18 protein-coding genes, 1 tRNA gene and 1 pseudogene are annotated in these 21,792 nt (G+C 62.9%); 4 read left to right on the top strand and 16 right to left on the bottom strand.

Going from position 1 to position 21,792, the window contains the following annotated elements:
• Positions 1-2: 2 nt before the first annotated feature.
• Positions 3-1,460: a hypothetical protein gene (locus tag C446_RS03720; protein WP_006671723.1), complete on the top strand. Its 1,458-nt coding sequence runs from the start codon at positions 3-5 to the stop codon at positions 1,458-1,460.
• Positions 1,461-1,466: 6 nt separating this feature from the next.
• Here the strand turns inward: C446_RS03720 and C446_RS03715 are convergent, their stop codons facing one another.
• The 7 genes from C446_RS03715 to C446_RS03685 form a co-directional block, all read right to left on the bottom strand.
• Positions 1,467-2,225, bottom strand: coding sequence for a DUF7289 family protein (locus C446_RS03715; protein WP_006671722.1), 759 nt, complete (start codon positions 2,223-2,225; stop codon positions 1,467-1,469).
• Complete coding sequence (locus C446_RS03710) at positions 2,222-2,719, bottom strand: DUF7266 family protein (protein WP_006671721.1); 498 nt, start codon at positions 2,717-2,719, stop codon at positions 2,222-2,224. The genes C446_RS03715 and C446_RS03710 overlap by 4 nt, the downstream gene beginning before the upstream one ends.
• Positions 2,720-2,753: 34 nt before the next feature.
• The gene (locus C446_RS03705; RefSeq protein ID WP_006671720.1) at positions 2,754-3,668 is read right to left on the bottom strand and encodes a hypothetical protein; all 915 of its coding nucleotides are present in this window, start codon (positions 3,666-3,668) and stop codon (positions 2,754-2,756) included.
• Positions 3,662-4,225 (bottom strand): DUF7288 family protein, encoded by a 564-nt coding sequence (locus C446_RS03700; protein WP_239639453.1) that lies wholly within the window; start codon positions 4,223-4,225, stop codon positions 3,662-3,664. The genes C446_RS03705 and C446_RS03700 overlap by 7 nt, the downstream gene beginning before the upstream one ends.
• A gap of 118 nt (positions 4,226-4,343) precedes the next feature.
• Positions 4,344-4,970 (bottom strand): DUF7287 family protein, encoded by a 627-nt coding sequence (locus tag C446_RS03695; RefSeq protein WP_239639452.1) that lies wholly within the window; start codon positions 4,968-4,970, stop codon positions 4,344-4,346.
• Between the two features lie 10 nt (positions 4,971-4,980).
• Complete coding sequence (locus tag C446_RS03690; RefSeq protein WP_006671717.1) at positions 4,981-7,062, bottom strand: type II secretion system F family protein; 2,082 nt, start codon at positions 7,060-7,062, stop codon at positions 4,981-4,983.
• Entirely contained in the window at positions 7,059-11,060 is a 4,002-nt protein-coding gene (locus C446_RS03685; protein WP_006671716.1) for an ATPase, T2SS/T4P/T4SS family, read from the bottom strand. Before C446_RS03685 ends, C446_RS03690 begins: the two co-directional genes overlap by 4 nt.
• 399 nt (positions 11,061-11,459) lie before the next feature.
• Here C446_RS03685 and C446_RS03680 point away from each other — a divergent pair, with 399 nt between their 5' ends.
• Positions 11,460-12,692, top strand: coding sequence for an acyl-CoA dehydrogenase family protein (locus C446_RS03680; protein ID WP_006671715.1), 1,233 nt, complete (start codon positions 11,460-11,462; stop codon positions 12,690-12,692).
• A gap of 79 nt (positions 12,693-12,771) precedes the next feature.
• Here the strand turns inward: C446_RS03680 and C446_RS03675 are convergent.
• From C446_RS03675 to C446_RS03665, 3 genes are all read right to left on the bottom strand, one after another.
• A tRNA-Arg gene (locus C446_RS03675) sits at positions 12,772-12,844 on the bottom strand.
• A 13-nt stretch (positions 12,845-12,857) separates the two neighbouring features.
• Positions 12,858-13,157 carry a twin-arginine translocase TatA/TatE family subunit gene (gene tatA, locus C446_RS03670; RefSeq protein WP_006671714.1) on the bottom strand — a complete coding sequence of 100 codons (300 nt, stop codon included), beginning with the start codon at positions 13,155-13,157 and terminating at the stop codon, positions 12,858-12,860.
• A 188-nt stretch (positions 13,158-13,345) separates the two neighbouring features.
• Positions 13,346-13,780 (bottom strand): nuclear transport factor 2 family protein, encoded by a 435-nt coding sequence (locus tag C446_RS03665; RefSeq protein ID WP_006671713.1) that lies wholly within the window; start codon positions 13,778-13,780, stop codon positions 13,346-13,348.
• 320 nt (positions 13,781-14,100) lie between these two features.
• On the opposite strand from C446_RS03665, the gene C446_RS03660 reads away from it, so the two are divergent.
• Positions 14,101-14,700: a hypothetical protein gene (locus C446_RS03660; protein ID WP_006671712.1), complete on the top strand. Its 600-nt coding sequence runs from the start codon at positions 14,101-14,103 to the stop codon at positions 14,698-14,700.
• 43 nt (positions 14,701-14,743) lie between these two features.
• Here the strand turns inward: C446_RS03660 and C446_RS03655 are convergent, their stop codons facing one another.
• The 3 genes from C446_RS03655 to C446_RS03645 all read right to left on the bottom strand — a co-directional run bounded on the left by C446_RS03655 (position 14,744) and on the right by C446_RS03645 (position 16,957).
• A complete protein-coding gene (locus C446_RS03655; protein ID WP_049920008.1) occupies positions 14,744-15,451 on the bottom strand; it encodes a CPBP family glutamic-type intramembrane protease in 708 nt (235 codons plus the stop codon).
• Between the two features lie 56 nt (positions 15,452-15,507).
• A complete protein-coding gene (locus C446_RS03650) occupies positions 15,508-15,792 on the bottom strand; it encodes a DUF5789 family protein (RefSeq protein WP_006671710.1) in 285 nt (94 codons plus the stop codon).
• Between the two features lie 160 nt (positions 15,793-15,952).
• Positions 15,953-16,957 carry an agmatinase family protein gene (locus C446_RS03645; RefSeq protein ID WP_006671709.1) on the bottom strand — a complete coding sequence of 335 codons (1,005 nt, stop codon included), beginning with the start codon at positions 16,955-16,957 and terminating at the stop codon, positions 15,953-15,955.
• A 210-nt stretch (positions 16,958-17,167) separates the two neighbouring features.
• Here C446_RS03645 and C446_RS20695 point away from each other — a divergent pair.
• Positions 17,168-17,500, top strand: a pseudogene (locus C446_RS20695) (winged-helix domain-containing protein); the annotation flags it as partial.
• Positions 17,501-17,782: 282 nt separating this feature from the next.
• Here C446_RS20695 and C446_RS03635 read toward each other — a convergent pair.
• The 3 genes from C446_RS03635 to C446_RS03625 are packed head-to-tail and all read right to left on the bottom strand — an operon-like array spanning position 17,783 to position 21,789.
• On the bottom strand, positions 17,783-18,799 hold the full coding sequence (locus C446_RS03635; RefSeq protein WP_006671707.1) for a nitrilase-related carbon-nitrogen hydrolase: 1,017 nt from the start codon (positions 18,797-18,799) through the stop codon (positions 17,783-17,785).
• On the bottom strand, positions 18,796-20,691 hold the full coding sequence (locus tag C446_RS03630) for an ABC transporter permease subunit (RefSeq protein WP_006671706.1): 1,896 nt from the start codon (positions 20,689-20,691) through the stop codon (positions 18,796-18,798). The genes C446_RS03635 and C446_RS03630 overlap by 4 nt, the downstream gene beginning before the upstream one ends.
• A complete protein-coding gene (locus C446_RS03625) occupies positions 20,692-21,789 on the bottom strand; it encodes an ABC transporter ATP-binding protein (RefSeq protein WP_006671705.1) in 1,098 nt (365 codons plus the stop codon).
• Positions 21,790-21,792 lie beyond the last annotated feature (3 nt).

Genomic DNA, 21,792 nt, shown 5'->3' with positions numbered 1-21,792 from the left:
GTATGACTGATTCCGATTCCGACTCCGATTCCGGGTCTGGGTCCGGGTCCAGTTCGGGAACCGGACCGGAGTCTGGAACGGACCGCGGAGACCACGGAAACACCGCCGGCTCCGATCCCGACCCCGCACTCGGTCCCGGCTCCGTCGACGTGAGCGCCTTCGTCGCCCGCTCACGAGTACTCCTCGAGACCTCGCCGCCGACGACCCGTCGAGAGACGCGAACCTGGCTCGTCGAACCCTTCCTCGAGACGCTCGGGTGGGACGCGAAAGGCGGATCGACCGCCTGCGAACGCGACCCGTCCCTCGACAGTCTCCAGCTCGAGTACGCGTTCTCCGTCGACGGCGTTCCGGCGGTTTTCGTCGCCGTCGAACCCGCTACCGACTCTCTCGAGGAGTCCCGTGCGGATGCACTCGCCGACGGCATGCGCCGGTCGGGTGTCGACCGGGCGATCTACACGAACGGCCGCGAGTACCTCTTGCTTGCCGGGGCCGGCTCGGAAATCGAGCGATTCGGCTGTCGACTCCCGGCGCTGCCCGACTGCGCCTCGGCGCTCGAACACTACGCGCGGTCCGGTCTCGCGACCAGACTCGAGCGTCACACTCGCGCCCACGTCGCGAGACAACTCGCGTTCGATCGGGAGCGGCTCGTCGACGCGATCGTCGGCGAGTTGACCGCGAACGTGACTGGCGGCGAGAGTCACGCCGCCGAATTCGAGTCGGCCGCCGACTCGTTTCTCGCGGAGTTGATCGGCGCGTTTTCCGACGAGAGCGGCGTCGCCGGTTCGATCGACACGACCGCAGGCGACACACTCACGTTCGATGGGGCTCGAGGGCCGGACAGCAACGTCCCCGAGAGGAGACACGGGGGAGACCAGGAGCAACCGGCTCTCGACGGAACTGGAGCGTCGGCCGTCGACGGCGACGACGGACCACGAGCCGACTCGAGCAACTCGAGCAACTCGAGCAACTCGAAGACGCGAGCGAACGACGGGACTGCGTCTTCGTCGATCAGCGGCTCAGTGCCGGAAGAACAGGGCGAGAGAGAGCGAGAGAGAAAAACGGTGACAGACGATGACGACGGACCCGAACACGGGGACCCCCTCGAGGAGGACGGCGAGAGTGACGACGGCGAGTACGTCGTCAAATTCTTCAACGAGCGCGGTTCCATCGGCGCAGTCGGACACTCCAAGTCCGATCAGGCACTCGTCGCCGCTGTGGAATATCTCTTCGACCGCGGTCTCTCCGGGATTTCGGTTCCGTGGACCCCGACCGACGACGGGCCGGCCGTCCTGAACGACGAACCCGCCCGATCCGACGGCGTCCCGATGGCCGATCCCCGCGAACTCTCGAACGGACTCTACCTCGAGGTCGGTGGCGAGGTCGAAACACGGGCCGAACTGGCTCGAGCGCTCGCCGATCGCGCGGGGTTGCGGGCGATGGTGACGGGCGACTGGGGCTGAACGCGGTTAGTACTCGATGTCGACTTCTACGATCGTGATGACGATCGTCTCGATATCGTCGTCTTTGAGTTCGTTTTCGCCGTTCCACGCTTTTTCTATCTCCTCGTCCCACTCCGCAGCTCTCTCTCCTGTGGTGGTGATCTCTATTTCGTCGGCCTCGTTGATCACTGTCGTTTCTCGGTCTTCGACCGAAAGCGTAAATCCTGTACTCTCGCTGCTTTGAATCGACCGTTCCTCGGCGTCGATTTCGACGAGTGAGACGATTGCCGTCTCGCTGTCTTCGTTGTACGTCAGTTTCGGTTCCTCGAGGACGACGGCCCCGCCGCCGTCGCTTTCGCGGACGACGGCACCGCCTTCGTAGTAGAGCGTACTGGAACCGGACTCGTAGCTAAACTCGCCGAGTTCGATGTCGTCGGAGAAATCCTCGCCCCCGTCCCCCTCGGCAGAGATCGATAAAGTCGTTCCATCGCTCCCGGTAGAAATCGTCCCGCCACGAAGGGCCAGTTCACCGTATCGCTGATCGATCCCATCGTATCGGAGCACGTCGTTGAAGTTCTCCGAGAGCGCGCCCATCGCTCGCGCGGCGTTTTCTTGCTGTTCGAACTCCTGGTAGTCGTCCATCGCCTGGAATCCGGTGACCGAAAGGATCGCGATCGAACTGAGGATGATGCCGAACACGAGGACGAACGCGACGACTTCGGAGACACCGCGGTCATCCCGGTGCCAGTTCGTTTCGATCCCGGAGTGGTCATCGCGACACCTCATTGGTTCCCACCCTCGAGTCGGAGTTCATCACCGTCGTAGACTATTTCGACCGTCCCTCCAGTTACTGGATCGTCGGCCCCAATATCGGAGCCGACGACCAGCGGGACGTATACGTCACCATCGTCGCCCGTCAGCCGAAGACAGTCAGTGGTTCCGTCGAGTAACGGTGCTTCGGAGCACTCGCCGGCCCCGTTTTCACCCTCCAGTAGCTCCACGGTATACCTCGAGTTGGCCACCGTTCGTGGCTGCTGAGACGTCACCTCGATCCGTTCTGTTTCGTCGTAGGTCATCTGATCGACGTTTTCGACCTCGTGTGCGAGGCGTTCGCCGATCGTCTCGAGCGAGGATTCGGCAGAGCGCTCGGTCTCGGTTTCGAGGAGGGTCGCGCCGCTCATCATCAACATTGCGATAAGGATCGTCGCGATACCGATCGTGAGGACGTGGGTAACCGCGACGGAGACGCCACGGTCATCGGGCTCGAGACTACTAGTCATGGGAGACCACCGCCGATGTAACTAGCAATCATACTCACGTGTGAACCTCGCTTCCCTCGTAAATCGATACCGGCTGTGTGCGGCTGAAGTACGTTGTCTCGGAAGTGTACGTGACTTGGACCTCGATACTCCAGGCTCCGTAATCGCGGTCGGCCTCAGGGCCGACATCGTCTTCGTCACCCTTCGTAACCAACTCGAGTGTCCCCTCGATACCCTCTTCTTCCCTATCGACCTCGACGACGTATTCTTCTGGAGGAATGATCCACGTAGGGTCGAGGCAGTCGTCAGGAGACGGGCCGACTGTCCCGGAAACGAGGTCGATCCAGACGGGCTCGCCCGTATCGACATCGACCGAACAGGTACCGTCTCCGTCGATCTCGAATCCGTTTTCCGTCTCTTCGATCACGATTTCCTCCTCGGTACCTTCAGTATCGTCGACGCTGACGGTGATCTCGCCACCGGCTCCCGTATGCTCGAGTTCGAACGAGAGATGGCCGATCCGGTGTGGATCGGTATGAGAGCCGGCTGTAGCAATACGTTCTCCGGCGACACCGTCAGCATCCGCAGTCACGACGTTCGCGCTCTCAGTTACACGAACGAACTCCACGCCAGTTGCTGCCGGCTGGCTATTCGCCGTCGTCTCGAGGTACGACGCAGTAAACGCCTCAACATCTAACTCGGCCTCGAACTGGGTGGCATCATCGAGTTCGTTGTCAGTATTCGTCCGATGTGCGAGCCCGGCGATACCGGTATTGATCTCGTGTTCGGTAACCGTCGCTTCGCTCGCGGCCTGTCCCGACGACCCCGAGGAGATCGTCTCCGTATAGAGGACGCCGTTGAACACGACGACGACGCCGAGGATGATAAACGCAAGCGCGAGCGCCCCGATCAGGATCAACTGGGCGCGGTCCCCTGCGATACCCTCCGAGCCCGACCGCTCGGTTACCATACGATCACCCGTACTTCGACAACGTTGTAGACGTCATCGTCATCGTCACCGACATTGGGGATAGCAGCATTCCCGGCGTCGTCGGCATCCTCGAGGGTCTCGTCGTTCGTCGACGTGACTAGCTGGTCTTCGTACAGCGTCACCGTATAACTCGCCGTGACAGCGTTCGACGCGGGGCTCCCCTGGTAGACGAGGTAGCCATGAGTTCGGTCGCCGTCCTCGTCCTCGTACTGGAGGGCAACGTTGTAGCTCGATCCTCGTTCGGTAAACCGATTACTGAGGATCGACCCGAGGAGGAACCGGTCGGCGAACTCTTCGGTGCCGTATGCCTCTTCGAACTCCCCGTCAGACAGTTGCTGGTTTGTCCCTTCGAACCCACCGCCCCCGTCCCAGTAACGGGCCATCTGGGAGAGATTACCGTCCTGACTCGCGACGAGCAATGCATCTCGAGTCTCCTGTTGAATCCCTTCCTGGATCGCCCGATCAGCAGTACCACCAGCCGTCGGCGTCAACACGACCGACTGCATCGCAAGCAGTACCGCTGTGAGGACGATCATCGCACCAAGAAATCCTTCTAAGGTATATGCCTGTCCACGGTCGGTCGTCGAATCGGTCCGGACAGGTGTCCGGTTCGTGTTCTCCGTTCGATTCCGTTCCTGTTGTCCCTTCATAATATCACCACACCCGTACTACGAGTCGATAAGCCGGTACGTCCGATTCCAGCGGGCCGTCTCCGTCGACGACCGTAACGATGCGAGCGGCGCTTGCGGCGGCCTGACCGTCGTACTCGTCGCCGGCAGCTAGTGTTCCATCAGGGCCGTCAACTGGCTCGCCGTCAGTGTCCTCGAGATGCTGAATACTCACGTTGACCTGGTCATACGCGATATCGTCGGCTTCGGATGATCGGAGCCCCCAGTCCGCGGCTAACTCGTGGCTCGCTTTGTCGGTGTAGTCCTCAAATTCGTCCCGAACGATCTCGTTTGGGCGCTCCGAGTAGGCCGTCGAAACGTCTTCGACGACGCGGTCCGCGATACGGTCCGCCTGTGCAGTCTCCGCTCCACCAGTCGACGTGTCGAACGGCGTTATGATCGTCGGGAGGAACGCGAAGACGAACGCGACCGCGAGAATGAAGATCCCGATGCCAACCACGAAGTCCAGGTTCGTCTGTCCACGCCCGGACAGCGGACTCGAGATCGATATCGTCCGTCGCCGACGCTTCCTCTCGGCGCTCCCGGCTTGCCGGGCACGAGTTCTCCCACCCGGCCCGTCCGACGTTTGCGTTCGGGTTGTATCTCGAGTCATAGTGGAAGCGTCAGGCCACAAGCGTCCAGCCGACCAGTGCGATCGTCGCCAGTATGACGGCGTATTTCAGCCCGCTCAGGATATCCGCGTCGCGCATGTACCCACAGATGAACCCCGAGATGATCCCCTGCAGCGTCACCGCGTGGAAGAACAACACGGACAGCATGTCGACATCGATGTTCTCGCTCATGTCCGCCTGTGCGAGGTCGCCCCCGGCCCCGCCGCCGGCATCGACATCTCCACCGCCGGCTTCGAGGCCCGCCATCGTATCGATGAACTGGGTCTTGAGGATCGCGATCACTGCCAGGACAGTCATGAACGTCATGATGATGATGACGACCTGCATCCGAGTCCGGGACTTGCGTTCCCGTTCGATGTCGTCGTGGTTCTCGCTTGCGCGAGCCGCGGTCCGGAGCACGTCGGTGATCTGATTCGAGGCCTCCTGTGCTTCCGTGATCAACCGCGTCGTCCGGGCGAGACGCGGGATGTGGTACTTGTTGTTGAACTCGATGAGCGCCGCCTTCAGGCTCGTCCCGTAGTTGACTTTCGTGTGCATCATCTCGAACTCGCGGGCGAGCTTGCCGTTCGTCGTATCCGCGACCGACTTGAGCGACTCGAGCAGCGTCAGCCCAGTGTCGTTGGCGCTCGAGAGCTTCCGAAGGTCCTCGGAGAGTTGGCTGACGACGGCGTTGCGGTGTCGCACGTTCCACTCCCGGAAGATCGCCAGCGGAATGGCGATGATATACAGCGGGACGTAGATGTAGATGAACGTCCCCCAGATCGGATTCGCGAGCATTCCGTCCCAGGAAGTCGGCGCTGAGCCGTTGACCATGGCCGTCACGACGACGACCAGCGCGGCGGGAACAGTTAGCGCGAGAGTGAAAAGCGGGTTATCCCGGAAGAAGATGTGTGGCTGCTTGAGCACCTCGAGAGTGGCGTGGGTCCCCTCGCGGTTCTTGATCCGAGTGAAGACGCTGTGGTCACCAGTGAACTGCTCGACGAGGCCCAGATCGAGGACGCTGTCCTGCTTCCCGGTTTCCGTCCGGTCGTCGGCTTCCCCGACGTTCATCGTGAGGTAGCCGTCGCCGGGCTCGTCGTGTTTGACCGTCGAGACGAGAACCAGGAAGCCAATACCCGTCAGCGGGATCAACCCGTAGACGGTCATATACAGCATCCCGTCACTCACGCCAGCCTGCGGGATCATCTGCATGACAACCATGATGATGATCAGCAACAGCGGGAACAGCGACAGCGTCATGTACATCTCGCCGAACAGCTCGAGGGTCTCGAGGGTTACCTCCTGCTCCTGCTTGGCGGTTCGCATGTGCTTTTCTTTCTTGTCCTCGAGGAAACTCTCCATGTCACCGCCGCTGTTGACGATCGACAGCATGTCGGTGAGAAACTGGGAGAGCTCGTCGCTTGGCGTCTCGAGAGCCTGTTTTCGGATGGCGGTCCGGTAGTCGACATCGAAGTACTCCGTCTCCTTGACGATACTCTGGAACTCCTTTGCGACCTCCCCGTAGGTGTCGTCGGCCTGGGCCATCGCCTCGATGATCTCGAGTTGGTTTAGACCGCCGACCGAGAGGGCATACATGAACGAGACGGAGTCGGTCAGCAGCATGTTGATCTCGCGCTTGCGTGCAGAGGCACGCGAGTACGGAATCGCTACGAGCGAGCCGAACCCGAGCGCGAACCCGATCGTTCCGAACAACAGCCCGGTAAAGAAGACCAGTGCAGGGACACGAAGTGCCTCGAGAATCGCGATCAGCGTCTGGTTCTCCATCGGGATGCCAAGCAGTGCGTCGACGGTGACGAGCCCGGTCGCGAAGATACCGTATCCGAGAAGCAGGCCGATCAGCCACAGCGCGAGGCCGCTGATGAAGCCGATCCCGAGCGCCCGAGAGAGGTAGAGTTCGACCGTGTCGGTCATCCGGGCCTGGGCGAGTTTCGTCTCGACGTCGGAGACGAACTCGCTGTCTTCGTCGAACAGTCGGTCGTAGAGGGGGTAAAACGCTTCCCCAAGTCCGTCGGAACTGGCTCCGGTTCCGGCGATACCGCCGGAGCTTCCGCCGTCGTCGGTTGGCAGACTCATGCGTCGGTATCCTCGTCGGCGTCGGCGTCGGTCGCGTCACCGTCCATCGTTTCCCCGGCGTCGCGTTCGATATCCTCTCGGTCGGACCGGAATATCGATTCGTCGGCGACCCCGGAGTCGTCAGTATCGAGCAGCGACTCGTCTCCGTCGGTTTCGCCGTCGACGTCGTCCTCGTCGAACAGCGCTCGTTCTTCCCGGTCCGTATCGGAACCGAAAATAGAGTCCTCGGAGTCGGAATCGGACTCGGAGCCGGCATCACCCCTGCTTTCGGCCACGCTATCGCTGCCGCCTCCGTCGTCCGTCGGTGGGTCCGACGTATCGTTCCCGCCGGGTTCGGAGCCGGTCGTTTCCTCGTCGATTTCGATCGTCGGCGGTTCCCGTCCGTACTCCGGGGACGCGTCGCTGCCGTTCTCGGGGGCGTCTGTAGCGTCGTCTTCGTCGTCGGTCGATCGTTCGTCGCTTGTCTCTTCGGCGTCCTCGTCGATTTCGATCGTCGGCGGGTCACGGCTCAGAGACGAGTCCTCGCTCGCGTCGGCGTCGGGTTCCTGTATGGCCGTTGAGACGGACTCCGGTTCCGAACTCGGGTCCAGGCCAGCGGCATCGTTCTCCGTCTCGAGTTCCGCCGAGAAGTCAGTCGAGGAGTCAGCCGCCGAGTCGGGGTCGAAAATCGACTCGAAGTCGTCATCCGACACGGAGAAAACCGGAGTGTCGTCGGTCGATTCGGTTCGACCGACATCTGTCCGCCCTCCCGTCTCGGTGTCGGCCCCTGTCTCTCTCTCGGGTTCCGTCTCGGATTCGGCGTCCTCGAGTTCGTCGAGGGTCTCGTCCATATCGTCGAAGAGCCCACCGAAATCACTCTCTTCGGGATCGTCGGACGGGAAGACGGTGGCGTCGTCGGTCGATTCGGGGGACGAAGTACCGGACCCAGTGTTGGCACTGGCCCCGCTTCCCTCCAGGGTCGGACTGGTCGTTCCCTCGAACGGGCCGGCGTCGTCGAGTGCGAGGTCCGTTTCGCTTTCCTCGTCCGGAATCTCGAGTTGCGTCCCGGCACCGGCGTCGCTCTCGAACGTATCGGTCCCGTCGGCGTCCGTGCCGGTCTCACTGCCTCCGATACCGGCCCCAGCGCTATCCGCACCCGCGCCCGCGTCCGTTGCCGAGTCCGCCGTGATGGACTGTGCGTCCGCCGACGCTCCGTCGGGACCGCCGACATCGAACCCGCTCTCGTCGGTTAGCCAGGCAGGCGATCCGTCCTCGTCGTCACCGGCATCGAACGTCGCCGATTCGCCGCCCGATTCCGGCATTGGATCGGGGTTCCAGCTCTCCGCGTCGAGTGCATCGTCGAGGTCGGGCTCGAACGGCCCGTCGTCCTCTCGAGCGGAATCCTCGTCGTCGACCTCGATCGTGTCCGCGTCCGACACGTCGTCGAGCGCGCCAGCGAGGCCGCTCGGTATCTTGCCCCGGTACTGTTCGAACAGCGATTCCTCGGCCTGCTCGAGGATGTCCATCGACGTGTTGTACGTCTCCGTGGTCGCCTCCGGTCGGGGAACGAGCTCCTCTTTCTCCTGATCGACGTCGATCAGAACGCTCTCCATCTCCCGGAGGTCCTCGAGACTGTCCTCGAGTTGTCCGTTGGCGATGAGCGTGAGGATCGTGTCCGGGTCGTTGATGAACGCCTGGACGGTCGCGGCGACCTCGGCGTAGGTGTTCAGTTCGTTCTTGATGAGATAGGCGAGAATGACTTTACGCTTGAACAGCTCGTTCTCGAGTTTCTCGCGTTTCCAACCGCGGTCGAACTGGATCTCTTCGAGGGTGTTCGAGTCCCCCATCTTGAGGAACTCGTCGGTTTCTGCCTGCCACTGGTAGACGTCCTGAACGTTGATCTCGTCGTGTTCGGCCTCGTAGTGGTTGATCTCCGTGAGCGACTTGTTCCGACGTACCTTCCGGCCTTGCACCCGCGTCTGGGTCTGGATCGACACCAGATCGAGGGCGGTGAACATCGTCTTCGAGACGTTGATCGGATCGGTCGTGAACCGCTTGAGGACCTCGTCGACGGAGTCGGCGTGGAACGTGGTGTAGGTGGTGTGACCTGTCGACATGACCTGGAACAGCGTTCGACCCTCCTCACCACGGATCTCACCCATCACGATGTAGTCGGGACGCTGACGCAGTGCGGCTTCCAGCAGGTCGAACTCGTCGACGTCACCCTGTTCGTCGTCGGTGAACGAGGGACGCGTAACGGAGGCGATCCAGTTTCGCTGTGGAAGTTCGACCTCGCGGGTGTCCTCGATCGAGACGATCTTTGCGTTGCTGGGGATAAACAGCGAAACAGCGTTCAGCGAGGTCGTCTTCCCGGATGCGGTACCGCCGGCGAAGATCAGGCTCTTGTGGTTCTCGATACAGAGCCAGAGGAAGGCCATCTCGTCCAGCGAGAAGGTGTTCCAGTTGATGAGGTCGATCGGCGTAAAGGGGACGTCCTTGAACTGGCGGATAGTGTAGTTTGTCCCGTGGTCCGAGACTTCTTTCCCAAGCGTCAACTGGGCGCGCGAGCCGTCCGGCAACGTCGCGTCGACCTGGGGCAGTCGTTTACTGATCCCTTTGCCGGAGCGTTGGGCGAGTTTGACGACGAAGTCGTCGAGTTCGTCTTCGCCGTGGTAGATGTTCGAGATGATCTGCTCGTACTCCGAGTGATAGACGAAGACCGGCGAGTTGTAGCCGTCACAGGAGATGTCCTCGACGTTGATGTCGTGTTTGATGCCGTCGATCCGTTCGTAGCCGATGAAGTTACGCTTGAGAAGGTAAAGAAGCTTCTCGACCTGATACTCGCTTAGAGTGTCCGGGTCGTCCGCGAGGATCGCCGGCTCCGGGCGGACCGAAATCCCCTCGAGTTCGCTCGGCCCGTCGTCCTCGTCGGCCTCTTCGTCGTCGTCGAGCAGTCGCTTGACCGTCTCGACGATCCCGGCGTCGGCACTGCCCGAGGTGCCCTGGAAGAGGTCGTACCGCTTCAGTAGTCGCCTGGTCTCGTCCTCGATAACCGTCCGGCGGCCGTCCTCGCTGGTTTTGTCCTTGATTCCCTCCTCGGAGTACTTGATCGCCGTTCTGAGTTTGCCCGAGAGAAACTCCTGGAGTTCCTCTTCGATCTCGTTTAGGTACGGCTCGACTACGTAGTACTTTTTCTCGTTTTCCTTCTCGGAGTGGAAGATGACGACGTAGGCGTAGGGTTTGTTCACCCAGTAGCGCTCGACCTCGCGGAAGTGGGTCTTCTTCTCCATCGGCACCGCTTTCTCGAGGTCGTAGCGGTTCGCGAGGGTCGTGTTCTCCGTGGCAGTCGAGAAGAACTCGTCCTCGTCGATCTCTTCCTGGACGTTGACGGTCCGCTCGTCGACGACATCGTCCAGTTCCATCGCGATGTCGCTGGCGGTCGAGAGACGCTCTTCGATGGCGTCGGGGTCGAACCCTAGTGTCTCCTCCGCGTCGTGATCGACGACCTCACCGTCGCTGTCGCGAGGCCGATCGCCGTTTTCGTCGTAGTAATACTCCCACTTGTAGTGTTCCCACGTCCAGACGTCTTTGACGACCGGCGTCGTCTCCGGATCGACGTACTCGAGGAATTCGGCCTCGAGTACGTCGTGATTGTCGCCGGCGATCGGCAGCACGTGATCCTCGAGGTCGTCCGGATGGTAGCCGAGATAGGATTTCGGATCGAACTCGACGGCGTCCCAGTCGTCACCGGTGGGGACCGAAGGCTCGGTCTTCTCGCCGGTATCCAGCCCAAGCTGGTCGCCGCTTTCGGAACCCGGCCCCGGATCGTCGGGATAGAGAGTAGAAACCTCGTGGCCGTACCCATACTCTTCCATGAAGTTCGCCCACGTGTACTCCCCGACCCGGGCCGATGATCGTTCATCACCCGCTGGGGTGCTGTCCCCCTCCGACACAGCGTCGGACGCCTCACCATCGGAGAAGTCCCCGGCGTCCGACCGGTCGGCCTCGTCAATAGCCATTACATTCAAGCAAATACTCACGCTTCAAAAAGGTCACGTACCCATTACCATCTCTGATAACAGAGACTCCGTTACCGTTTGTCAGCGTTGAAACGGCCAATTACGTCGCTTCGGTGATTCCGCTGCTGGTGGATGGTAGCGATCACCATCTGAATGTACCAGTAATATAATGATTCTCGACAGACATTATACCGGCTCGAGAAAGATTGAAACGAACGCGACAGACCTGGATCGACGGCAGTTCTAGCCAGGCGTTTCGGATCACGTTGTCTGACATACGAAAATGCCCTCCTATGTAAACGCATTCTCCCTATGACCGTATTCTGTTAATTTCTGACTGGCCTTCACTTTCAGATGGCAGCCAGAAACTATACCCGTGGCGGTCCGAGACCGAATCGCATGCAGTACGCAGACTCGGACCGAGCCCGGGAGGTCGCCGACCGGGCCCACGCCTTGATGGAAGAGGTCGTCCTCCCGCTCGAACGCGAGCGGGCCGGCGGAATGGCGCTCTCGAGCGGAACGATCGCGGACCTCCGCGAAGCCGCACGGGAGTACGACGTCTACGCCCCACAGATTCCGGAGGAGTACGGCGGAATGGGGCTTGGCTTTCGGGACTCCCTGCCTACGTTCGAGGAAGCCGGGCGGAGTCTCCTCGGGCAGGTCGCGATGCGCGTCGACGCCCCCGACGAAGGGAACATGCATCTGCTGGAACTGGCCGGCGACGACCTCCAGAAGGAGACCTACCTCGAGCCGCTGGTCGCCGGCGACATCCGTTCGGGGTTCTCGATGACCGAACCGATGCAAGGGGCAGGATCGGATCCGAAGATGATCGAGACCACGGCGGAGAGAGACGGCAACGAGTGGGTCATCGACGGCCACAAGTGGTGGACGACCCAGGGCGTCGAGGCCGACGTGTTGATCGTCCTCGCACGAACGGACGAGGACGCTCATCCCTACCAGGGCTGTTCGCTCTTTCTCGTTCCCGCGGACGCCGAGGGGGTCGAGATCGTCCGCGACGTGCCCCACATGGGCGGCGGACCGCTGGGCGTCTCCCACGCCGAGATCAGGTACGACAGCGTTCGGGTGCCCGAAGAGCACCTGCTCGGTGAGTTGAACAAGGGGTTCGCCCACGCCCAGCAGCGGCTCGGGCCCGCCCGTCTAACTCACTGCATGCGGTACTCGGGAATGGCCCAGCGCTCGCTCGAGATCGCGAAGGCCTATCTCACCGAACGGCGAGGGTTCGACTCGTCACTGTCCGAGAAACAATCGCTTCGCCATCGGATCGCCGACGCCGAGACGCAACTCCACGTCGCACGCACCGCGATCCGTGATGCGGCGGATCGGATCGCCGCAGGTGACGACGCTCGCGTCCCCGTCTCGATGTGCAAGGTCTTTACCGCGAACGTCACCCAGGACGCGATCGACCTCGCGGTGCAGTGTTGTGGCGCTAACGGGATCGGCAAGGACCTCCCGCTGTCGGACTTCTACGAGTCGGTCCGACAGTTCCGTATCGTCGACGGCACTGACGAAGTCCACCGCCGCGTGATCGCCCGCGCCGCGTTCGAGGACGTGAACGCGGACGAACTCGAGCCACTGACCCGGTTTGGCGAGCCGAACCGACGACCGGAGTGACGAGACTCCGAAGTTCGGCTCGGAGTCACGGTAACGAGACGGGCGTGGCGGTTCGCTCGCCACTACGTGGCTCGCTGCACGGGCGTGGCGGGATTCGAACCCACGATCAGAAGGTTAGGAACCTTCTGCCCTCTCCGCTAGGCCACACGCCCCGGAAAAACGTCGTCAGTTGGGTTCCGTTTCCGTCTCGGTGTCGTCGTTCTCGGAGGTCACCGGCTCCGTGTCGACGAAGTCGTCGTCATCGTCTTCGTCGAGATCGTCGAAGTCTCCGTCGCGCATTTCTTCGAGTTCCGTTTCGACCTTTTCACGCCCCTTCTGGAATTCGCCCATGGCCTCGCCGGTCGACCGGGCGAGCTTCGGGATCTTGTTCGCCCCGAACAGCAGGATGGCGATGAAAAGGATGATCAGTAGTTCCGGACCCCCGGGTGCGCCGGGGATGAACAGCGGTGCGATTTCGGCTACCATCTCTATGCGTGGCTTACCCGCTGGCAATTATAACCTTTTTGGACCGCTCAGTTAAACAAGAGTCCACGACACCCCATATGCGCGAATATCCGTCCGGATACGGGGGCGGTCGCGTCGACTCGCTTGCGTCCCATTCGGCGTGACCGCGTTTGTATCCCGACCCGGCACGGACAGGCCCGTCCGCGCCGCTAGGACTCGCTAGACGCGATCGAACTCGAGAGCCCGAACGACGCACGCGACGACTCGATCCGCCACTGCCCGTCGATCCGGCGATACTCGTCGACGTATCGACCCTGTCGCCAGCCGGTCGCACCGTCCGCGTCGCGGTAACACAACAGGAGGTACCAGCGACCGCTTCCGGTCCCGTCCTCGGGATCGACCTCGAGGACGGGATTGGTCACGAAGTGAGCAGTATGCTCGTAGAGGTCGTCAAACGTGTCGACGGCGAACGTCCGCAGTTGCTGGTGACCCTCGTAGACCTGTTCGCCCTCGAACTCGAGGACGAACCGTCCGTCCTCGGTAAACAGTGAGACCCAGCGTTCGTACTCGCCGTCGTCGATGGCATAGCAGTAGTCGTACTTGAGTCGGCGAACGGCTTCGCGCGCTGACGTGCGTGAGTCCATATATGATGGTTGGGACGACCGCAATGTCGTCGTTTACGGTATCGGTCGCTGGTTGGCCGTCGATCCGATCGTCGTTCCTCGTTGGACTGGATCGCGATTGCGTCGGTCTCGGCTGTGATGAACGCTCTTCCCGAGAGACGCGGGTATGAGCATTCGTACGTGGCTCACGCTTCTTCCCGCCGGCTCGTAGACGGTGCGAGAGGGTGTATCACAGACAGGCCATAGGGGGAGTCCGGCGATGACTTGCGACTCCGGGAGCCAGTGCCGGATGCATGTGATGGTCCCCAAATACTTACCATCCCACGTGATGGACGGGAAACATGAACCGCAGGACTCTCCTCCGAGGCACCGCCGGTGGCGTCGGACTATTGCTCGGTAGCGGCTGTACCGGGGCAGACTTCCTCGAGGGGGACGCTCCAGGCGGCGATCCGGAGCCGCAACTGCCGCCCGAAGAGCGGATTCGAGAGGTGCTTGAAGGCGACGAGTGGGAACAGAACGACGAGTCGATCACCGCGCCGCTCGCCGACGAGGCGACCCACCTCACGGCGTTCTCGCACGACCCCGACGACGACGAAATGGCCAGTCGCGTAGACGCAGACTCGCGTGCCGACACCGCCGGGAGAGTACAACTGCTCGTCTGGGAACACGACGATTCCGACGACACAACGGAACGGTACGAGGCACATCCGGATCAGCAACGTGACCTCGAGGAATTCGAAGGGATGGTAGACGTCGCTACCGAGAGTGTCGCTGGTGGCGTCACCCCTTCCGACAAGCCGACCCAGGTACGTGTCCTCTTTCGGGACGCAAACGCCGTCGGTTGGGTCTCCTACTGGACGTTCCGCAATCAGTCGTATGAAGAGTACGGGACGACCGCAGTCGAGCTAGCCGAGGTCGTTCACGACCACTGGCACGAGTGAGGACACATCGTGATGCGTGCTCGTTCATTCGGCTCGAGGGCAGTTACAGCGGAATCGGTGCCCACTCGAGGACGGCGAGAAACGGCGTCGGATCGAACAACGGCTCGTGGAGGACGAGCCAGTCGAGCAAGACGAGGCCGGCCCCGTGGGCGATCACCGAGGGGAGGATCGAGTCGGACTTGTAGTCGACCGCACCGAAGAGCACGTCCGTCGGCCCGGACAGGAGAAACTCGATCGGCGGCTTCGAGGAGTGATGGATCATGTAGACGACGGGGCTGATGAGCACGGCCTTGAACCCGATCTCCTTGACGCCGACACAGAGCAGTCCACGGTAGTAGGTTTCGGCCGCCAGCGCGAGAACGAACAGTTTCAGCGCGTGGGGGACGAACTCGCCGGCCGCCGCCGAGGTCTCCCACATCGGGTAGAACGCCCGAATCGTCGGCAGCGTCGAGCCGACGACGTAGAACGGCAAGACGAAAAGCGAGAGCAGGACGGCGTTTCTGACCGCGACGCGGTTGATCGTCCAGCCGATGTGTCTGCCGTGGGAAAAGCCAAGCGCGAGCGGACCGCCGATGAGAACGACGGCGTCGACGACGGCCCGACCCAGCAGGTCGCCGGGGACGTACCGCATCCACAGCAGGGTCAGGACGGCCCCGGTCAGCAGCGACTTCTGGAACCAGGATAGCCGATCGAACTGGTCGCGAACCCAACCGAGACGGTCGCGGACTGGTCGGCTCTCCTCGGTCACCACAGTTGTCTAGTCTCCGTTGGTGCAACAGCAGTGGTAGTAGCAGTGGCAGCGACCGTTCACTCCTCGGCCGTCGGGACCGGGCCAGTGCCGACGACATCGCGGACGTGGGTCTCGAACTCCTGGCGGCGCTCGAAGTAGGTCTCGTCGATCTCCTCGAGCACGGCCGACAGCTCGCGGGGGCCGTCGGGCGTCCGGATGGTGCTTTCGCCCTCGAGGCGGTCGACCTCGCTTTTCTCCTTCGGCCAGGTCAGCCGGGAGCTGACGCGGGCAAGCGGTGCGCCCTCGACTGGCGTTCGGTCCCCGAGCGTGACGGCGGGTTCCTCGTCCTCCTCGTCGCTCATGGGTGGCAGTTCGCGAGGGCGTCGATTCAAGGTTTCGCTTCTGGGGGCGAACCTCCCCGACGACCGACTCGGCGATGACGCCGGTTCGTCCGGTTCGGACTGTGTTCCGAACCAGTCTATCGCTCGTGGGCGTCACCATCCCGGTAGCCGTACCGTCGGCTCACTCGGCGAAGGCCCGTTCCAGCAGCGTGACCAGCAGGTACGCCGCGAGTCGCTGGGTCCCGTCGGTCGAGTCGTATCGGGGCGAGACCTCCATCAGATCGGCGGCACCGACGGCGTCGTGAGCGCCGAGCACCTCCACGATCTCGAGTGCCTGATCCGCCGAGAGGCCGCCGGGAACCGGTGTCCCGGTCCCGGGCGCGACGCTCGGATCGACGGCATCGATGTCGAAGCTGACGTACACCGCGTCGGTGTCCTCCGCGGCCGCCGCGACGGCCTCCTCGATCACCGGTCCTACGCCACGTTCGGAGATGTCCCGCATCGTATAGAGGTCGAGCCCGGTTTCGTCCGCGAACTCGAAGAAGTCGGGCGACTCGTAGCCCCGAATACCGATCTGGCTCACCGAGTCGTAGTCGACGTACGGCGAGTCTGCGATCCGGGCCGTACTCGAGCCGTGAAACTCCGAGCCGAAGACTGGACTCTCGGAGACGGTGTCGGTGTGGGCGTCGATCTGGACGAAGCCAACGCTGTCGTGGCCCGCGCCCTCGGCGAAGCCCCGGAACGCGGGGAAGGTACAGTAGTGATCGCCGCCGAGCAACACGGGAAATGCCTGGGAGGCGACCGTCGCCACATGTGCGGCGATGCTCTCGGCCGTCGTTTCACTGTCCATCGGGAAGACGGGCACGTCGCCACAGTCCGCAACGGTGAGATCGTCGAAATCGACCGTCTTCTCGGTCCGCATGTTCGTCAGCCCGCCTTTGTACGCCGAGAGGTAGGCCCACCAGCCACTGGCCCGGCGAATCGCGTCGGGGCCGTAGCGGGCTCCGGGCCGGTTCGAGACGGCCCCGTCGTAAGGAACGCCGAGGACGGCCGCGTCGACGTCCGCCACGTCGTCTACGTCCCGTGTGTCGCTTTTCAGGAACGTCTTGATACCCGCGTAGCCGAGTTCGACGTTCGTGCCCGATACCGACTCACGGAACTCGGTCGCACGATTGCGCTCACTCATGGTTCCATCCCACTGTCGACACGTCCCCTACACGTTGCCCCCTCGACCGCTCGCGTTCGTTCAGCTCGAGTGCCATATGTGCACAACCCGGCAATCTGTTGCCACCCAATCGGTTGATCGAGCAGGCACAAAAGCGTATCTGGGAGGCAAGGACGACCCCACGGGTCCCGCCCGAAAGGTTAGTGTCGTCACTCTCCAACGAGCGGTCGAATGCCGCCGTACCTCGATCGGCGGCTGTACGACATTCTTCGTCTGGTCGACCACCACGGCCCGATCGGCAGCATCCAGCTGGTCGAACTGATACAGCACCACGGCTACGACATCAAGGACCGAACGATCCGGCTCGCGCTCCCCGAACTCGAGGACCACGGACTCACCGAAAAAGTGCCCGGCCAGGGCCGACGACTCACCGAACGCGGCCGACAGGAGCTCGAGCACGGCGACGTCAACGCCCGACTCGAGCACATTCGGACCCGCATCGCCACGCTCTCGAGTCGGGTAACCTACGATCCGTTCGAGGATACGGGTGACGTCATCGCGTCCTGCGTTTCCTCCAGGAAACCGACGAGACGGAGACGAGCGTGCAACCGACGCGAACGGCCGGTACCGGTCTCCTCGTCGGCAACGACCGCGAGATCGGGATCGGTTGCCTGGCGGCGACCCCGCGTGGACGTTCGGGTTGGTCACCCACGTCGGAACGGGCGAGCTACTGCTTGCGGCCATAGACGAGTACGGCCTCGCGGTATCGTGAGAGACGCTGTACGGGACGGTGCCGCGTCGAGAGTTCGAAAGCGTCACACGCGTTCCACCGGAAACGGCGGACGGTTAGCGTCGGCTCGAAGCCTCGTCGCCGTCGGTTTCGGCTTCGGTCGGGGTTTCCGTTTGGGCGTCGGTGTCTTCCTCTCTGTTCGATCCGCCCTGGAGATCGTACACCGACGGCCGGCGATCCTCGAGCGCGTCGTCACGCGGAGTCAACGCCTTGTCCCGCGCTCGAGCGAGATCACAGTCGGCTGTCAGCACGGCTTCCCCGTCGGCCGGGGCCGGCCCCGCGGCCAGTTCGCCAGGACCGACGATCACGCTCTGTCCTTCGAACTGGGTGCCCCGTTCGGTGCCGGCTCTGTCGGCACAGGCGATCCAGACCTGGTTCGCGTCGGCGTGAGCGATCGCCTGGTGGACGCCCATCGTCCAACCCGACAGGCGGTCGTCGTCGTAGTCGTCGCCCCCGTTCTCGCTGCGGAGCTCGTGTTCACCGTCGCCGACGACCGGGTTCGGCACCCAGTTCGTCGGCACTGCGATCAAGTCCGCACCCGCTCGCGCCTGGGTGATCGTCGCCGCCGGGAACCACTGGTCGTTACAGACTTGCACGCCGAGCCGTCCGAACGGCGTCTCGAAGACGGGTAGTTCCGAGCCGGCCCGGAACCAGCGTTTCTCCTCGTTCCAGCGGTGAACCTTCCGGTAGACGCCCTCGAGGCCGTCGGGTGAGACGACGACGGCACTGTTGTAGTACGTCGATTCGCCCGGTTCGCCCGGTTCTCCCGGTTCGCCCGGTTCGCCCGCAGAAGCATCGACGCGCTCGGCGATCCCACCGACGATCCGGGTGTCCGTTTCCGCGGCGACGGAAGCCCAGGCGGTTACCGTCTCGCCCTCTCGAGGTTCCGCGAGCGCGTCGAGTTCGTCCTCGGATTCGAAGACGTACCCCGTCGTCGCGAGTTCGGGGAGGACGACGAGGTCGGCGTCGGCGTTGTGCCGGACGATCTCGAGTGTTCGTCGCCGATTCCGTTCGACGGCCCCGAACTCGGGGACCGTCTGGGCGACAGCGACGCGGACGCGCTCGGCTGTCACTCCCAGATCCCTCCGGACATGCGGTCGATCGAGCTCATCACGACCACGGTCAGTACGATGAAGACCACGCTCGCGGCTGCGATAGTCGGCGTATACCCGTATCGCAGCGAGTTGAATATCTGGATCGGGATCGTATCGACCAAAAACAGCGACAGGAGCCACGCGATGATGTACTCGTTCAGCGAGAGGATGAAAGCAAACAGCGCACCAGAGACCACGTTGGCCCGCAAGAGCGGATACGTGATCGTCCGGATCGTCCGGCCTGGCGACGCACCGAGGTTCATCGCGGCCTCCTCGTAGGTCCGATCGATCTCGCGCAGTCCCTGCGAGATCAAGATGAAGGGAAACGGCGCGTAGAAAATCCCGTGAGCGACGATAATGCTCAACCGTGAGCCGGCCAGCCCGAGCTCTAAGAAGAACACTAGGAACGCAACCCCGACGATGACGGGCGGGACGAGGATCGGCAGGACACCGAACGTCCCGAAGATCGTCCCCCAGCGGTAGTCGAACCGGTCGAGGGCGAACGCAAGGCTACCGCCAATCGTCGTGCTGAGCACCGCGACGGCACCGGCGATCCCGAGGCTGTTCAACAGCGCCAGCACCCAGTCGGGGTCCGTGAAGAACTCGACGTACCACTGCATCGAGAACCCGCCAGGCGGGAACGTGAGGAACTGTTCGGGCGTGAACGAGACGGCGATGATGATCGCAAGCGGTGCGGCGATAAAGACCATCACGGCGGCCGCGTAGGCCCTGCTGGCGATCGAAAGCACCCGTTCGCGCGTCTCGGCGTTGACGACGGTGACGGCAGCGTTGACGGCCGACCCGACGCCGGCGACTGCTCGAGTCAGCCCGACGGCCGCGGCGAGCGACCCGAACCCACTCCGGAGTCGGCCACCCACGCCTGTCGACTGTGCTGCCGAACTCGGCGACTCACCGTCGGGTGTCGCCGTCTCGGAACCGCCGAGGCTGCCAGTCGTGAGGTTCGTGAACCGGACCATTACCCACAGGAACGCGACGACCACGACGATCAGCCCGATACTCATCGCGGCACCGAAGGGGTAGTTCGCCTCGCTCATGATCTGTTGCTCGATCAGCACCGGCAGCGTCCGTTCGGCGGAGCTTCCAAGCAGTCGCGGCAGAACGTACGAACCCAGTGCGAGAATAAAGACCAGCGCCGATCCGCTCATAATCCCGTTCTTCGAGAGCGGGAGTGTCACGCGCCGGAACGTCCGAACCGGTCCCGCTCCGAGGTTCTTCGAGGCCTCGAGCAGTTCGCCGTCGATGTTGCGGATGCTGCTGTAGAGCGTGAGGATCATAAACGGCAGGAAGACGTACACCATGCCGACGATCAGTCCCCAGTAGCCGGGATAGAACGCCTGGGGTTCGGACAGGAGTCCCACGCTGACGCCGACCGAACTCAGGAGCCCGCCCGACGCGAGGATCACCTGCCACGCGTAGGCACGAATGACGTAGGTTACCCACAGCGACGAGATGATCGTGATCAGTAGCAGACTCCGCAGCCACGCCCGCTCCATGCGTGCGAGATAGTACGCGATGGGGTAGCCAAGCAGCAGCGAAATCGCCGCGGTGACCAGCGCGATCTCGATCGTCAGCCACAGCTGGCCCAGGTAGAGCTCGCTGGTCAGAAAGCGGGCGTAGTTCTCGAGGGTAAGGCCCATCTCGTACCGACCGCCGGGGATGTTCACGTAGAAGCTGAACGCGAACAGCATCGCCAGCGGTACGAGAAAGATCAGCCCCAGCCAGAACAGCGGGTAGGAGACGACGTACCACTTCGCGTTGGCCTTCAACCCTGCACGGCCGGAGTTGACGGTCTCGGAGCCGGAGCCCGGGTCGTCCGCGTCGGCCTCGGACGGTGGCGTTTCCGCCGCCATCTATGCCTCCACGATCCGGCAGTCGTCGACGCCGACACGGACCGAGACCCGATCGCCGGCGGTTCGTTCGTCGTGTCCGCTGCGTCTCACGACCACGAGTTCGCGTCCCGCGAGCGTCTCGAGGTGGTACTCGATGCTGCTCCCGAGGTGTCGTCGGAACGTGATCGTGCCCTCGAAGACGTTCGCACCCTCGGAGGCCGTAGCAGTCGTTCCCCCGTCGGTCGAGGCGGCCTCGAGGTCGAACCGCTCGGGACGGATTACGACCGACGCGCTGTCTCCGGCTCCGACGCTGCCCACGTTCCGCGCCCGGAGCGTTGTGTCGCCACACTCGACGGTAGCGACGCCGTCTGCGACCGATTCGACGGTGCCGTCGAAGATGTTGGCCGTCCCGAGGAAGTCGGCGACGAACCGCGTCTCAGGGTCGTCGTACACCTCGCCCGGCGGCCCGACCTGCTCGAAGCGGCCGTCGTTCATCACGGCGATTCGATCGGACATCGTCAGCGCCTCTTCCTGGTTGTGCGTGACGAAGACGGTGGTGATGCCGACCTCCTGTTGGATGCGCCGGAGCTCAACTTGCATCTGTTCCCGGAGCTTCTTGTCCAGGCTCGCGAGCGGTTCGTCGAGCAACAACGCCTGGGGTTTCGGCGCGAGCGCGCGAGCGAGAGCAACACGCTGTTGCTGCCCACCCGACAGCTGGTCGGGCGTCCGATCGCCCATTCCCGGGAGTTCGACGAGTTCGAGCATCTCCGCGACCCGAGCGTCGATCTCCTCGTCGAGGTAGCCGCCGTCGGCCTCCATCCCGTAGGCGACGTTGTCGTGGATGGTCATGTGGGGAAACAGTGCGAAGTCCTGGAACACCATCCCCGTATCCCGTTCGTACGGCGGCAGATCGGTCACGACCTCGTCGGCGATCGAGACCGTCCCGTCGGTCGGCTGCTCGAACCCGGCGATCGTCCGCAGCGTGGTCGTCTTCCCGCAGCCGGACGGGCCGACGAGCGTGACGAACTCGCCGCTCTCGATATCGATGTCGACGCCCTTGACTGCGAGCACGCCGCCCGGATACCGCTTCTCGACGCCCTCGAGTGTGATGCCGCTCATCGC

The sequence above is a fragment of the Halobiforma nitratireducens JCM 10879 genome, from assembly GCF_000337895.1.
GTDB lineage: Archaea > Halobacteriota > Halobacteria > Halobacteriales > Natrialbaceae > Natronobacterium > Natronobacterium nitratireducens.
The sequence above is the reverse complement of the archived record's forward strand: the minus strand, read 5'-3'. Positions and strand labels throughout refer to the sequence as shown.

What these genes read in the sequence shown, in the direction of transcription:
- C446_RS03665 (WP_006671713.1), bottom strand. Translation starts at nt 13,780, where the DNA reads ATGGACTCACGCACGTCAGCGCGCGAAGCCGTTCGCCGACTCAAGTAC.
- C446_RS03700 (WP_239639453.1), bottom strand. Translation starts at nt 4,225, where the DNA reads ATGATCGTCCTCACAGCGGTACTGCTTGCGATGCAGTCGGTCGTGTTG.
- C446_RS03710 (WP_006671721.1), bottom strand. Translation starts at nt 2,719, where the DNA reads ATGACTAGTAGTCTCGAGCCCGATGACCGTGGCGTCTCCGTCGCGGTT.
- C446_RS03695 (WP_239639452.1), bottom strand. Translation starts at nt 4,970, where the DNA reads ATGACTCGAGATACAACCCGAACGCAAACGTCGGACGGGCCGGGTGGG.
- C446_RS03685 (WP_006671716.1), bottom strand. Translation starts at nt 11,060, where the DNA reads ATGGCTATTGACGAGGCCGACCGGTCGGACGCCGGGGACTTCTCCGAT.
- C446_RS03625 (WP_006671705.1), bottom strand. Translation starts at nt 21,789, where the DNA reads ATGAGCGGCATCACACTCGAGGGCGTCGAGAAGCGGTATCCGGGCGGC.
- C446_RS03630 (WP_006671706.1), bottom strand. Translation starts at nt 20,691, where the DNA reads ATGGCGGCGGAAACGCCACCGTCCGAGGCCGACGCGGACGACCCGGGC.
- C446_RS03715 (WP_006671722.1), bottom strand. Translation starts at nt 2,225, where the DNA reads ATGAGGTGTCGCGATGACCACTCCGGGATCGAAACGAACTGGCACCGG.
- C446_RS03690 (WP_006671717.1), bottom strand. Translation starts at nt 7,062, where the DNA reads ATGAGTCTGCCAACCGACGACGGCGGAAGCTCCGGCGGTATCGCCGGA.
- C446_RS03650 (WP_006671710.1), bottom strand. Translation starts at nt 15,792, where the DNA reads ATGAGCGACGAGGAGGACGAGGAACCCGCCGTCACGCTCGGGGACCGA.
- C446_RS03645 (WP_006671709.1), bottom strand. Translation starts at nt 16,957, where the DNA reads ATGAGTGAGCGCAATCGTGCGACCGAGTTCCGTGAGTCGGTATCGGGC.
- C446_RS03680 (WP_006671715.1), top strand. Translation starts at nt 11,460, where the DNA reads ATGCAGTACGCAGACTCGGACCGAGCCCGGGAGGTCGCCGACCGGGCC.
- tatA (WP_006671714.1), bottom strand. Translation starts at nt 13,157, where the DNA reads ATGGTAGCCGAAATCGCACCGCTGTTCATCCCCGGCGCACCCGGGGGT.
- C446_RS03705 (WP_006671720.1), bottom strand. Translation starts at nt 3,668, where the DNA reads ATGGTAACCGAGCGGTCGGGCTCGGAGGGTATCGCAGGGGACCGCGCC.
- C446_RS03720 (WP_006671723.1), top strand. Translation starts at nt 3, where the DNA reads ATGACTGATTCCGATTCCGACTCCGATTCCGGGTCTGGGTCCGGGTCC.
- C446_RS03660 (WP_006671712.1), top strand. Translation starts at nt 14,101, where the DNA reads ATGAACCGCAGGACTCTCCTCCGAGGCACCGCCGGTGGCGTCGGACTA.